Annotated in this window: 13 protein-coding genes; 7 read left to right on the top strand and 6 right to left on the bottom strand. The window is 71.1% G+C overall.

Features of this window, described 5'->3' with window-relative positions; translation table 11 throughout:
• Positions 1 to 172 precede the first annotated feature (172 nt).
• Positions 173 to 340 carry a DUF3117 domain-containing protein gene (locus tag NMN56_RS33045; protein WP_274040842.1) on the top strand — a complete coding sequence of 56 codons (168 nt, stop codon included), beginning with the start codon at positions 173 to 175 and terminating at the stop codon, positions 338 to 340.
• Between the two features lie 198 nt (positions 341 to 538).
• On the opposite strand, the gene NMN56_RS33040 is transcribed toward NMN56_RS33045, so the two are convergent.
• A complete protein-coding gene (locus NMN56_RS33040) occupies positions 539 to 1,225 on the bottom strand; it encodes an O-methyltransferase (RefSeq protein ID WP_274040841.1) in 687 nt (228 codons plus the stop codon).
• A 148-nt stretch (positions 1,226 to 1,373) separates the two neighbouring features.
• Here NMN56_RS33040 and sigE point away from each other — a divergent pair, with 148 nt between their 5' ends.
• From sigE to NMN56_RS33015, 5 genes are all read left to right on the top strand, one after another.
• A complete protein-coding gene (gene sigE, locus NMN56_RS33035) occupies positions 1,374 to 2,147 on the top strand; it encodes an RNA polymerase sigma factor SigE (protein WP_274041078.1) in 774 nt (257 codons plus the stop codon).
• Positions 2,144 to 3,187 carry an anti-sigma factor family protein gene (locus NMN56_RS33030; RefSeq protein WP_274040840.1) on the top strand — a complete coding sequence of 348 codons (1,044 nt, stop codon included), beginning with the start codon at positions 2,144 to 2,146 and terminating at the stop codon, positions 3,185 to 3,187. Before sigE ends, NMN56_RS33030 begins: the two co-directional genes overlap by 4 nt.
• A 105-nt stretch (positions 3,188 to 3,292) precedes the next feature.
• Positions 3,293 to 5,329 carry a S1C family serine protease gene (locus tag NMN56_RS33025; RefSeq protein WP_283742532.1) on the top strand — a complete coding sequence of 679 codons (2,037 nt, stop codon included), beginning with the start codon at positions 3,293 to 3,295 and terminating at the stop codon, positions 5,327 to 5,329.
• Positions 5,330 to 5,413: 84 nt separating this feature from the next.
• Positions 5,414 to 5,995, top strand: a complete 582-nt coding sequence (locus tag NMN56_RS33020) for a sec-independent translocase (protein ID WP_274040838.1) — start codon at positions 5,414 to 5,416, stop codon at positions 5,993 to 5,995.
• Between the two features lie 210 nt (positions 5,996 to 6,205).
• On the top strand, positions 6,206 to 6,859 hold the full coding sequence (locus NMN56_RS33015; RefSeq protein WP_274040837.1) for a hypothetical protein: 654 nt from the start codon (positions 6,206 to 6,208) through the stop codon (positions 6,857 to 6,859).
• Between the two features lie 150 nt (positions 6,860 to 7,009).
• Here NMN56_RS33015 and NMN56_RS33010 read toward each other — a convergent pair whose 3' ends face one another.
• The 3 genes from NMN56_RS33010 to NMN56_RS33000 form a co-directional block, all read right to left on the bottom strand.
• A complete protein-coding gene (locus tag NMN56_RS33010; protein ID WP_274040836.1) occupies positions 7,010 to 8,167 on the bottom strand; it encodes an Mrp/NBP35 family ATP-binding protein in 1,158 nt (385 codons plus the stop codon).
• Between the two features lie 176 nt (positions 8,168 to 8,343).
• Entirely contained in the window at positions 8,344 to 8,847 is a 504-nt protein-coding gene (locus tag NMN56_RS33005) for a DUF1003 domain-containing protein (RefSeq protein ID WP_274040835.1), read from the bottom strand.
• Complete coding sequence (locus NMN56_RS33000) at positions 8,840 to 10,138, bottom strand: magnesium transporter MgtE N-terminal domain-containing protein (protein ID WP_274040834.1); 1,299 nt, start codon at positions 10,136 to 10,138, stop codon at positions 8,840 to 8,842. Before NMN56_RS33000 ends, NMN56_RS33005 begins: the two co-directional genes overlap by 8 nt.
• Positions 10,139 to 10,365: 227 nt before the next feature.
• Between NMN56_RS33000 and NMN56_RS32995 the strand changes: the two genes are divergently transcribed.
• Positions 10,366 to 11,130, top strand: a complete 765-nt coding sequence (locus NMN56_RS32995) for a hypothetical protein (RefSeq protein WP_274040833.1) — start codon at positions 10,366 to 10,368, stop codon at positions 11,128 to 11,130.
• 118 nt (positions 11,131 to 11,248) lie between these two features.
• On the opposite strand, the gene NMN56_RS32990 is transcribed toward NMN56_RS32995, so the two are convergent.
• On the bottom strand, positions 11,249 to 11,797 hold the full coding sequence (locus NMN56_RS32990; RefSeq protein WP_274040832.1) for a hypothetical protein: 549 nt from the start codon (positions 11,795 to 11,797) through the stop codon (positions 11,249 to 11,251).
• 28 nt (positions 11,798 to 11,825) lie between these two features.
• A complete protein-coding gene (locus tag NMN56_RS32985) occupies positions 11,826 to 12,953 on the bottom strand; it encodes a magnesium and cobalt transport protein CorA (RefSeq protein WP_274040831.1) in 1,128 nt (375 codons plus the stop codon).
• Positions 12,954 to 13,121: the final 168 nt, after the last annotated feature.

Here is a 13,121-nt window from a genome sequence, read left to right as displayed (position 1 = left end):
CAATGCGCCGTTTTGTGTCGGGCCGGGGCGGAAGAGATGCGGACTGATGTTGGTCATTGGGTCCTGCCATGCGGGATAATGGCGAAGAAGCATTTTGTTCGATGCCGGTGAGACTGTGCCCGCTTGTGGGACCGCCGGCTGCGATCGGCTGGTTTCAGGAAGGGGAACGAGCATGGCGGCCATGAAGCCGCGGACGGGTGATGGCCCGCTCGAGGTGACCAAGGAGGGGCGGGGCATCGTCATGCGCGTTCCGCTCGAAGGCGGTGGACGACTCGTCGTCGAGCTGACACCGGACGAGGCGACTGCACTCGGCGAGGAGCTGAAGAAGATCTGCGGCTGAGCGAAGCCGTCCATGCCGAGTAAGCGGCCCTTCGCTGGCTTACTTACGCTGCCCCGGGGTGTACGTATCCGTACGTGCACCCCGGGGCAGCTTTGTCCCCTTTTAAGTGTTTCTTCTTGTTTCTGCCCGAGGTGGCGCGCAACGGATTGATGTGACCTCGGACACAGGGGGCTCTGGTACACACGGAGAACTCCGGTGTCACTCGCCGCGCTTGACCGCACACAGTAGGCCGTCACCCACGGGCAGCAGCGAGGGGACCAGCGCCGTGCTCTCCCGTACGGTGCGCAACAGCTCGCGCAGCCTGAGCACTTCGGCGGGCTGTGCCGCCGAGTCGACCGTGCGGCCCTCTGCGAAGACCCCGGCGAAACAGATCAGCCCGCCGGTGCGCAGCAGCCGCAACGATTCGCCCAGGTAGTCCATGCACTCCATCCGGTCGCCGTCGCAGAAGACGAGGTCGTAGCCGCCGTCCGCGAGGCGGGGCAGCACGTCCAGGGCGCGGCCGGGAATGAAACGCGCCCTGTTGCCCGCGAATCCGGCCGCGCGGAACGCCTCACGCGCGAACTGCTGCCGTTCGGGCTCGATGTCGACGGTGGTGAGCACTCCGTCGGGCCGCATGCCGTGCAGCAGGTGGATGCCGGAGACGCCGGTGCCTGTGCCGATCTCGGCCACCGCCTTCGCCTCGGCGGTCGCGGCCAACAGCCGCAGCGCGGCGCCCGTGCCGGGGGACACCGAGCGCAGCCCCGCGTCCTGGGCCCGGTCCTGGGCCCAGCGCAGTGCTTCGCTCTCGGCGCTCTCGACCAGCTCGGCGCCGTACGCGTCGGCGAACGCCCAGCTCGTCTGCCGGTTGCCGGTAATGGCCCTCTCCTGTCCCCGTCCTTCACGCAATCGTGACTGTATCCGTTGGCCCGGGAACCTGCTGATGGGACTGGGCGTTGAGGAGAACGGGAAGCGGGAAGAGGAGCCCGGCGGGGCCGGACAGCCGTCGCAAAAGCTGGGCAAAAAAGCTTATCCGGAGCTAACGGGAGATGTGGCTATGGTAGGGGCTCCACTGGACACCACCAGAGCCGACAGGGGAGGTGCGGCTGCGATCCGTGACCGGGGATTGCTTGCGCGATTCCGCAGGTCGGCGGGACAGCCGAAATCCGTGACCAAGACTGCTGACCAGGCCCGCACCGCCGACTCCGCGACAACGGCGACTTTCGACACCGATGCGGACGCGCAGGCGTGGACCCCTCCGTCGTGGGAGGAGATCGTCAGCACGCACAGCGCACGGGTGTACCGCCTCGCCTACCGCCTCACGGGTAACCAGCACGACGCCGAGGACCTCACCCAGGAGGTGTTCGTCCGCGTCTTCCGTTCGCTGTCCACGTACACCCCGGGCACGTTCGAGGGCTGGCTGCACCGCATCACCACGAACCTCTTCCTGGACACGGTGCGCCGCAAGCAGCGCATCAGGTTCGACGCCCTCGCCGACGACGCGGCGGAGCGCCTGCCCAGCCGGGAGCCCACGCCCCAACAGCACTTCAACGACACGCACTTCGACGCCGATGTGCAGCAGGCCCTGGACACCCTCGCGCCCGAGTTCCGTGCCGCCGTGGTCCTTTGCGACATCGAGGGGCTCTCCTACGAGGAGATCGCCGCGACCCTCGGCGTGAAGCTGGGCACGGTGCGCAGCCGGATCCACCGCGGCCGTTCGCATCTGCGCAAGGCGCTCCAGCACCGTTCACCCGCCGCGCGGGCCGAGCAGCAGCGTGCACTGAGCGCGGTGGTGCCTGCGGCCCGGACCGGGGAGGTGGGGGCTGAGTGACGCCCACTGAGCACCATCTCGGTGACCGCCTCGCCGCCCTTGTCGACGGCGAGTTGGGCCATGACGCGCGGGAGCGTGTCCTCTCGCACCTGGCGACCTGCCGGAGCTGCAAGGCCGAGGCCGATGCGCAGCGGCGCCTGAAGAACGTCTTCGCCGACACCGCGCCGCCCCCGCCCTCCGAGGGGCTGCTCGCGCGGCTCCAGGGGCTGCCCGCCGGGGGAGGTGCGGACAGCGCGGGAAGAGCCGGCGACAACGCCGATGACACCGACAGGGGTCCCGGCGGCCCGGGCGCCGGGTTCGGGCCCGGAGCCGACGGGCGCGAGGCGCTGCCCGTGGCACTGCCCGGCGGCTCCGGCCGCTCGCCCTTCGCCTTCGACTATCTGCCGGTGGGCAAGAGCGAGGGGCGCGGCCCTCTCACCCCTCCGAGGGGCTTCCGGATACACGAGGTCCACCGCGTGGACCGTACGGAACGCGCCGCTCTGCGCGGGCGGCGGCGCTTCGCCTTCGCTGCCGCCGGTGCCTTCTCGCTCGCGGCCCTCGCCATCGGTGGGGCCCTGACCACAGGCACGACCGGCACGCCCGCAGCGGCCAAGGGCGACGGTTCCGGCGCTTCGGCCAGCCCCGTCCGTACGGCGCCGGCGGGCGGCGGCGCCTCACGGGACAGCCGACGCCGCACGCCGCTCGGTGAACACCGCACCGGCGTGCTCAGCGCGAGCGCAGCCGCTTCGCTCTCCGCCTCGACATTCGCCGCGGGCGCGGCACGCGGCGGCCTCGCGGGGGGCCGCACCGGCGCCTCGGCTGCCGCGCCTCCGCTGCTGTCCTCTCTCGCGGCAACGCAGAGTCCGCTTCAGCAGGCCCCGGTTCCCCGGTTGCGCCCGCAGAACCTGCCGCCCGTCACCGAGACGAGCTGGTACGCGGAGGCCGGTGGCCCCGAAGCTCTCGTCTCCGCGACGGCACCCTCGTCCACCCTGCGCTCCTTCCCGGGGCGCGTCCCGATGGCCACGGCACCCTCGGGCACCGCCGTCCCACCCGTGCGCTGACGCCTCGGCGCCGCTGTGCGGGGCCTTCCACACCTGGTTGAATCGCTGTCCGGCAAGCCGGTCGCCCAGCGCGGGTGAGCAGTGCGGGTGAACAGTGGGGAGAGCATGGACGAGGGGAAGGCCACCAAGCCGGTGCCCAAGTGGTGGAGCCGTCCACGCAGAGGTCCGGCCGAGCGGGCCGCCGCTGCGGCAAGCGGAAGCGGTAGCCCGGAAGCGCCCACTGCCGAAGTGCCCGCTGCCCCCGGAGCGCCGGCAGCGGAGGCACCCACGGCGGAGTCGGCACCCACGGCGGAGTCGGCACCCACGGCGCAGGTACCCGCAGCGCAGGCGCCCGTTGCCGAGGCGTCCGCTGCGTTCGGGCCCCTCACCGCCGTGTCCGCCGCCGACACGCACGCCGCCGATACGCACGCCGCAGCGGAACGCGCTGCTGGCGGGCCCGCCACGAAGTCGCCGTCCGTCGGTGGCGTACGTGACGCCGGGCCCGCGTCCCTGGTGAACCAGGACACGGCACCTTCGGGCAAGGGACCGGAGGCCGCCGGGCCCGCACCCGCTCAGGAGCCGCGTTCCCAGGAGCCGGGCCTCCAGCAGCCGGAGCCCCAGGAGCCGGCCCCGCCCCAGGTGCCGCGTGCCAGGGCACCCGAACCGCTGCACCGTGCCGACCCGTACGCGACACCCCCGTACGGAGGGCCGGGGCCCTGGGCTCCGGCCCCGCCCGTACAGCTGCCGTCCGTGACGCCGCCGCACGGTGTCGCCGTGCCTCCCGGCATGGCGACCACGCCTCCGTACGGGGTTCCCGCGGGGCCGCACGACCCATGGGCGCCGCACCCCGTGAACCAGGGCGCCGTGCCGCCGCAGGGTCCCGTACCGCAGGGACCCGCACCCCGGACCGCCGTGCCGCATGCGCACGCGCCGCACGCGCCCGTTCCCCCGCACACCGTCCCCCCGCAGGCGGGGAGTGGCGAGGGCGTGCCCCGTCGCAGGGGGAGGGCCCGGATCGTGGTGGGCGCCGTGGTGCTGGCGCTGGTCGCGGGGGGCATCGGCGGGCTGGCCGGGGCCTATGTCGAGCGCAACGGCAGCGTCGGCGACGTGAAGCTGCCCCAGACACCGTCGGAGCGTGCCGGTGAGGGTGGGGACAGGCCCGAGGGCAGCATCGCCGGTATCGCCCGGCAGACCCTGCCCGGCGTCGTCACCCTGCACGCGCGCGGCGGCGGGGCGGAGGCGACGGGCACAGGGTTCGTCCTCGACAGGCGGGGCCACATCCTCACCAACAACCACGTGGTCGAGTCGGCGCACGGCGACGGCGCCGTACAGGTCACCTTCAACAGCGGTCAGACGGCGACGGGCGAGGTCGTGGGCAGGGACGGGGGATACGACCTGGCGGTGGTCAAGGTGTCAGGCGTCGCGGGACTCAAGCCGCTCCCGCTGGGCAACTCCGACTCCGCGCGGGTGGGCGACCCGGTGGTCGCGATCGGGGCGCCCTTCGATCTCGACGGCACCGTCACCACCGGCATCATCAGCGCCAAGGAGCGGCCGATCACCGCGGGCGGCGAGGAGTCGGGCAGCGAGATGAGCTACGTCGACGCGCTGCAGACGGACGCTCCCATCAACCCCGGCAACTCCGGCGGACCGCTCGTCGACGCGAAGGGCCGGGTGATCGGCATCAACAGCGCGATCAAGGGAGCCGGGAGCGATGCGAACCTGCCCGAGGGCTCCGGCGGCGGCAGCATCGGTCTCGGCTTCGCGATCCCCGTCAACCAGGGCAGGCGCGTGGCGGAAGAGCTGATCAACGAGGGCCGCGCGACGCACCCCGTGATCGGGATCACGCTCGACATGCAGTACGCGGGTGACGGCGCCCGCATCGGCGGCCCCGGCGGCAGCGCACCCGGCGCCGGTCCCGGTGGCGGCCCCAGCGCTGATCCCGGTGCCGGCGGTGAGGCCGTGGAGCCCGGCGGGCCTGCGGACAAGGCGGGCCTGAAGGAGGGCGATGTGATCACGCAAGCGGGCAGGCGCGAGGTCCACAGCGGCGAGGAACTGATCGTCCGTATCCGCAGTCACAGGCCAGGGGACAAGCTGAAGCTGAACGTCCGGCGGGACGGCGAGGAACGCTCGGTGCGGGTGACGTTGGGTTCTTCCACAGGATGAGGGCGGGGTCCCCCACACGGCGTGTGGGCGGGTACCGTGACACCTGGCCGTACTGGGCCGTGGACGGAGTGAGGGAGCTGCACGGTGTTCTTCGACATAGGACCACTGGAGCTGGTCGCGCTCGTCGTTCTCGCGGTGCTGATCTTCGGCCCCGACAAGCTGCCCAAGGTGATCCAGGACGTCTCGGCTTTCATCCGTAAGGTGCGGGCGTTCTCGGACAGCGCGAAGGAAGACATCAAGTCCGAACTGGGCCCGGAATTCAAGGACTTCGAGTTCGAGGACCTGAATCCCAAGACCTTCGCGCGCAAGCACCTGATGGAGAACGACGACCTGGGCATCAAGGAGATCCGCAACAGCTTCGATCTGCGCAAGGATCTGGCCGAGGTCACCGACGCGGTGAACGGCACGGACAGCGACGACGACTCCCGTGACACGGCGGGTGCGGCGGGCGGCAGGACGAGCCTCAGCAAGAGCGGAGCCAACGGCTCGGGCTCGAACGGCAAGGTCGACACGGTCAAGAAGGCCGACATGACCAAGAGGGCCGACATGACCAAGAAGGTGGACTCCTCGGCCGGGCGTGACCAGGGCGGTTCCGGTGACGCGTTCAGCAAGAGCGACCCGCTCGCCAAGAGCGACCCGCCTCCGTTCGACGCGGACGCGACCTGACGGTGTGTCAGCTCTGAGAGTGCTCTCCGGGACGCGTACCACCTGGGACATCTGAGGCGTTTGCCGTCCATCTCACCCCCCGTACCGCGTCCTGATCCCCCCGGCATGCCCGACACGGCGGACCCATGTGGCTATCCTCCCTGTGTCCGGGGTCGCCGTCCGACGGAGCTGGCTTCCCATGGCACAGGGCAATGAGGAGGCGTCGCACACATGGAGACGACGAGTCGGCTAGCCGGTGAATCCGAGCCCGCCGCGCAAGGGGTTCCGGGCGCGCGGCGGGCGGTGGACGGCTTTCTGATGGCCGCCTTCCCGTGGTACGGCCTCGATGCGGCATTCACGGGGCCACGCTGGCTGATGCAGGTCGGAACAGCCGCCGACGGCACGGTCGAGCACGGGTCGATCGGGCATGGAGAGGAACCGTCCATCCGGGTGGAGACCAGCCCGGAGGATCAGAGCTTCGCCGTCGCGGTGACGGTCGCCAGCCGCCCGGTACGGCGCAGCGCCGACGGTACGGGGGTGCTGGAGGCGACGTCCGTCTCCACGGCCGCGTGGCTGGCCGGCTCGGGGCTGCTCTCGTGCAGCTGGCCGCTGGAGATGGAGCGCAGCCTGCGGCAGGACTGGCTGGACCAGCAGACAGGTGTCGCGTGGGAGCTGGCGGACGATCTGGGGGGTCAGGGCTGGTCCGGGCTGTCGCTGCCGGTCGACGGCGTACCGACCGACTTCCACTACCGCGAGTCCGAGTACGGCTGGGTGCTGGCCGGCTCGGCGCAGGAGGGCGTGCACCTCGGCGCCTACGGGCGCGGGATGAGCGCGTACGGCCTGGGCTTCGCGGTCGTCCAGGACATCACCGGCTACGAGCGCTGACCGCGGGGCGCACGCGCCTCCGGGTGCACGCGCCTGCCGTGGACCGGCATACAGGGACCCCCGCACGGAACGTTCTCCGTGCGGGGGTCCCTGTATGTCCGGGCGGGCCGCCGGCCGGAAGCATTCCGGCCAACTGCCTTGCGCCAGGGGTCAGAACTTGTTGCTGGGCGTCAGGCCGAGTGACATGCCCTGCAGGCCGCGCTCGCGCTCGGCCAGCCGGTCGGCGATCGAGCGCAGCGCGGATCCGGCGGGGGAGTCGGGGTCGCTCAGCACGACGGGCTTGCCCTCGTCGCCGCCCTCGCGCATCCGGATGTCGATCGGGATGCCGCCCAGTACGGGCACCTCGGCCCCTGTCGTCCGTGTGAGGCCCTCGGCGACCTGCTTGCCGCCTCCGGTGCCGAACACGTCCACCAGCTCGTCACAGTGCGGGCAGGGCATCCCTGACATGTTCTCGATGACGCCGACGATCTTCTGGTGCGTCTGCACGGCGATGGAGCCCGCGCGCTCGGCGACCTCGGCAGCGGCCTGCTGCGGGGTGGTCACCACGAGGATCTCGGCGTTCGGGATGAGCTGGGCCACCGAGATCGCGATGTCGCCGGTGCCGGGCGGCAGGTCGAGCAGGAGCACGTCCAGGTCGCCCCAGTACACGTCGGCCAGGAACTGCTGGAGCGCGCGGTGCAGCATGGGGCCGCGCCACACCACGGGGGAGTTGCCCGGTGTGAACATCCCGATGGAGATGACCTTCACGCCGTGCGAGGACGGCGGCATGATCATGTCCTCGACCTGCGTGGGACGCCCCTCGGTGCCCAGCATGCGGGGAACGGAGTGCCCGTAGATGTCCGCGTCCACGACGCCGACCTTGAGGCCCTGCGCTGCCATGGAGGCGGCGAGGTTCACGGTGACCGACGACTTGCCGACGCCGCCCTTGCCGGAGGCCACGCAGTAGACACGGGTCAGCGAACCGGGCTGCGCGAAGGGCACCTCACGCTCCGCCTTGCCGCCCCGCAGGGAGGAGGCCAGCTCGCGGCGCTGCTCGTCGCTCATCACGTCCAGTTCGACGTTCACGCCGGTCACACCGGGGACGCCCTGGACGGCCTCGCTGACGTTCGAGGTGATGGTCTCGCGCATCGGACAGCCGGAGACCGTCAGGTACACCCCGACATCCACCGTGCCGTCCTGCGCGATGGCGACGGATTTGACCATCCCCAGATCGGTGATCGGCCGGTGGATCTCCGGATCATTCACCGTGGCGAGCGCGGCACGCACCGCGTCTTCGGTGGGGGTCGAGTCCTGGGTCACGGTAGCCATACAGGCATGGTACGGCTGCGCGAAGCGCATCGAGTAAGGGGCGGGGGTCGGGTGACGGTGTGGGCGGTACGGCCGCGCGGAGCGCATCGAGTAAGGGTCGGGCGACGGTGTGGGCGGTACGGCCGCGCGGAGCGCGTCGGGTAAGGGGCGGGGGTCGGGTGACGGTGTGGGGGGCCTCAGTGGTCCTGGTCGTTCCGGTCGCTCGGTGGGGGCTGGCCCAGCTCCCTGACCAGCTCCTGGAGTTCGGAGCGGATCCAGTCGCGGGTGGCGACCTCGCCCAGTCCCATGCGGAGGGAGGCGATCTCGCGGGTCAGGAACTCGGTGTCGGCGATGCTGCGCTCGTTGCGGCTGCGGTCCTGCTCCAGGTTGACCCGGTCCCGGTCGTCCTGGCGGTTCTGCGCGAGGAGGATCAGCGGGGCCGCGTACGACGCCTGGAGCGACAGCGCGAGGGTCAGGAAGATGAACGGGTAGCGGTCGAACTTGAGCGGGTCGGGAACGACGACGTTCCAGCCGACCCAGGCGACGATCACGACCGTCATCCAGACGAGGAACCGCCCGGTACCCAGGAACCGCGCGATCCGCTCCGAGGTGCGCCCGAACACGTCCGGGTCGTACTCGGGCAGCAGGCTGCGCCGGGGTGTGCGGGGCACGTCCAGCCGGGGTCCCTCGCGCTCAGCCACCGTTCACCGCCTCCTCGTGCGCCAGTCCGGGCAGCCCGCCCACGTCCGCCGACTCGCGCCAGTCGTCGGGCAGCAGGTGGTCGAGTACGTCGTCGACCGTGACCGCGCCCAGCAGGTGCCGGTCCTCGTCCACCACCGGCGCGGAGACGATGTTGTAGGCCGCCATGTAGCTCGTCAGGGCCGGCAGCGAGGCGCTGGGCGGCAGCGGGCGCAGGTCGGTGTCCACGAGGCCGCCTACGAGTTCGAACGGCGGCTCGCGCAGCATCCGTTGGAAGTGCACGACGCCCAGGTACTTGCCTGTAGGGGTCTCCTCCGGCGGGCGGCAGACGTAGATCTGCGCGGCCAGTGGTGCGGGCAGGTCCTCGTTGCGTACGCGCGCCAGCGCCTCGGCGACGCTCGCGTCGGGCCGCAGCACGATCGGCTCGGTGGTCATCAGGCTGCCCGCCGTGCCCTCCTCGTACGTGAGCAGCCGCCGTACGGGCGCCGCCTCCTGGGGCTGCATGAGGTCCAGGAGGCGGTCCTTCTCGTCCTCGGGCAGCTCGCCCAGCAGGTCGGCGGCGTCGTCGGGGTCCATGGCCTCCAGGACGACGGCGGCGCGTTCGTCATGGAGTTTGCCGAGGATCTCCACCTGGTCGTCGTCGGGCAGTTCCTCCAGGACGTCGGCGAGCCGGTCGTCGTGCAGCGCGGCGGCGACCTCTGCCCTGCGCTTCTCGGACAGGTGGTGCAGCACGTTGGCCATGTCGGCAGGACGCAGCTGCTCGAAGGTGGCCAGCAGGTTGGCCGTGCCCTGCTCGCGCTCCTCCAGCGCGAAACCGGTGACCGCGTCCCAGTCGACGGTCAGCGTCTCGCCGCGACGCGCGCGCAGCCCTCCGCCCGTGCGTGCCTTGCGTACGAAGAGCCGGTCCAGCTCCCAGTCCCGGCGGGCCGGCAGCCGGTGCATGCCCACGTCCAGGACGGTGACCGGTTCGCCGGTCTCCAGGAGCGAGATCCGGCGGTCGAGGAGTTCGCCGAGTACGAGGTGTTCGTTGGGGCGCTGTTCGAAGCGGCGGATGTTGAGCACGCCCGTGGTGATGACCTGGCCGGACTCGACCCCGGTCACGCGCGTCATGGGGAGGAAGACCCGGCGCCGGCTGACGACCTCGACCACGAGTCCCAGAACCCCTGGCAGCCGCCGCCTGCCGCCCATCAGGACGACCACGTCGCGGACGCGTCCCACGTGGTCGCCGTTGGGGTCGAAGACGGCCATGCCGGCCAGATGGGAGACGAAGACACGGAGGGCGCCCGCTGCCATCCTCCGCCCCTTTCCCTTCGGGTGAGCCGTGGCGCCATGTGCGTCGCACGGGGCTGCGGTCTCACGGAGCTATACGTCTTTGGGAGCTTTAGTCGTTATGCCGGATTAAGGCTAGCGTGACCCGTGCCACGGCCGCGCCGTGGTGTGGTCCGGACGGCTGCCTTCCGAAAGCGCCGACAGGCACGGGTAGGGTGCGGTCCTGCCGCCGACCACAGGAGGAGCACCCCGTGACTGGACGTGCCCGCGCACCCCGTAGTGCTGCGCTGCTCGCGGTCGTCTGCGCCGGAGCCACAGTGGCGCTCAGCGGGTGCGGTGCGGAGGAGGATCCGGACAAGGGCACCAACGGCGTCGGCAAACTGTCGCCCGCGAAGATCGAGATGAAGGCCAGAAAGGCGGCGGAGAAGGCCGAGGCCGTACGCGTCTCGGGCAACGTCGTCAGCAAGGGCCAGACCTACCGCATCAAGATGCGCCTCAAGCGCGACGGAGGCGTCGGCGAGGTCTCGGCGCAGGGCGGTGCCACCTTCGAACTGCTACGGGTGCGCAGCGATCTCTACCTCAAGGCGGGCACCGACTTCTGGGCCAAGCAGGAGAAGGGCGGCTCCGAGCCCACCAAGAGCGATGTCGCCGCCGCGGGCAAGCTGGAGGGCAAGTACGTCAAGGTTCCGCGCAACGACCCCGCCTACAAGCAGCTGAGCGGCTTCACGGACATGGGCGTGCTGCTGGACGGGCTGCTGGCCATGGACGGCAAGCGCGAGGCCGGCGACCGGGGGCAGGTCGACGGGGTGAAGACGGTACGGGTCAGCGCGGGCGCCGGCCGCGGCGGCACCATCGACGTCTCCCTCAAGGGCTCCCCCTACCCGCTTCGCCTCCAGCGTGGCGGCGACGCCGGTACGGTCCAACTCAGCGGCTGGAACCGCGGGTTCGAGCTGAGCGCCCCCTCGAAGAACGAAACCGTCGACTACGGGAAGCAGATCTCACCCAGTAAGCACTGACTCTCGCGGGCTCCCGCGGCCGGCCCGGTGACGGCGTCCCCGTGGGCGCGTCGGCGGTTACGGCCCGCCGACCGCGACAGCCCGGTGACGCGCTACCAGTAGTGCCCGCGGCCCGCTACTAGGGCTTGCGGCGCCGCCGGAAGAGCAGCCGTGGCAGGCCGGCGGGCTGGGGGTTGCGGGTGGTGGCGGGCGTGTGGAGCGGGGCGGCGGCGTGCGAGGCGTCGGGCATGGCGCCCGGGCGCTCCAGGAGCGCTCCTTCGGGCTCCAGGCGCAGGACGCGGGACTCGCGGGCCCAGCGGTCGGTGACCGTGTCGGCGTCGGGGGCGTTCAGCCGCTTGCCCTTCAGTTCGGCGACCGCCGCCTCCCACTCCTCGCCGTGCGGCGGCAGTTCGCTCACGCGCGCGGGCCAGGCCACCAGGCGCGCGCCCTTGTCCTTGCCGCGCACGGTGACGGTCGCGCCGCCGCCGTCCGTCAGCCCGAGTCCCTCCAGCGGCTGCTCCAGGGAACCGTCGCCCACCAGACACACGGCGCCCTCGTGCCACACGTGCCACAGTGCGCGCGCCGGTCCGCCAGGGCCCCGTACCCAGACGAGGCCGGACTTCTTGGCCGTCTCCTCGATCAGTGCCCGGTCGAGCGTGCTGTGGTGCTGCTGAGGGCTCTCGGTCATGGCGGCAGGCTACCGTCGGCGGTCGCGCTCAGAGCCAGCCGTTGCGCTTGAAGCCGCGGTGGATCGCGTAACAGATACCGACGATCACCAACAGCACAGCGGGATAGCCGTACTTCCAGTCGGTCTCCGGCATGTAGTCGAAGTTCATGCCGTAGATGCCCGCGATCATCGTCGGCACCGCGAAGATCGCGGCCCAGGCGGTGATCTTCCGCATGTCCTCGTTCTGCGCGACCGTCGCCTGTGCGAGGTTGGCCTGGAGGATCGAGTTGAGCAGGTCGTCGAAGCCGAGCACCTGCTCGTTCACCCGTGTCAGATGGTCGGCGACGTCCCTGAAGTACTTCTGGATGTCCGGGTCGATCAGCCGCACAGGCCGCTCGCTCAGCACCTGCATGGGGCGCATCAGCGGGGAGACGGCCCGCTTGAACTCCAGTACCTCGCGCTTGAGTTGGTAGATGCGGCCCGCGTCGCCGCCGCGCCGCCCGTTGCCCGAGCGGTCGGAGAAGACCTCGATCTCGACCTCGTCGATGTCGTCCTGCACCGCGTCGGCGACGGCCAGATAGCCGTCGACGGTCTGGTCGGCGATGGCGTGCAGTACCGCGGAGGGGCCCTTGGCCAGCAGTTCGGGGTCCTCCTCCAGGCGGTGGCGCAGCGCGCGCAGCGAGCCCTGGCCGCCGTGCCTGACGGTGATGATGTAGTCCCGGCCGGTGAAGCACATCACCTCGCCGGTCTCCACCACCTCGCTGCTGGCGGTCAGTTCGGCGTGCTCGACGTAGTGGATCGTCTTGAAGACGGTGAACAGGCTTTCGTCGTAACGCTCCAGCTTCGGCCGCTGGTGCGCGTGCACCGCGTCCTCGACGGCCAGCGGGTGCAGCCCGTACTCCTGCGCGATGCCGGCGAACTCCTCCTCCGTCGGCTCGTGCAGACCGATCCATACGAAGCCCTGGCGGTTGTGCCCGTCGTGCGAACGCACCGTGCGCAGCGCCTCGTCAGGGCTGAGGTGGTTCCGGTCGCGCCTGCCCTCGCGGTAGACGGCGCAGTCGACCACGGCACTGCTCGTCGTACCGCCGACGCCGTGGTAGCCCTCGAACCCGTACGAGCGGGTCTCCTTGCGCAGTGCCGGGCGCACAGCGGCGCGCAGCTCTCGGATCATCGACATGGGGCCCTCCATGGCGTGCCATGCCGTCGTGCACGGGCTCGGGGCGCAGTGCTGCCCGGAACGAGGACCTACAGGGCGTACCCGGAGGTCCGCAAAGCGGGCACCGCTCGCTGGCCGCGGCGACGGCGTTCGCTGACAGACGGAACAAAGCGAAACGCGGGCGCTCTT

Source organism: Streptomyces iconiensis, assembly GCF_028657195.3.
Lineage (GTDB): Bacteria > Actinomycetota > Actinomycetes > Streptomycetales > Streptomycetaceae > Streptomyces > Streptomyces iconiensis.
This window is presented reverse-complemented; position numbering and strand designations above follow the sequence as displayed.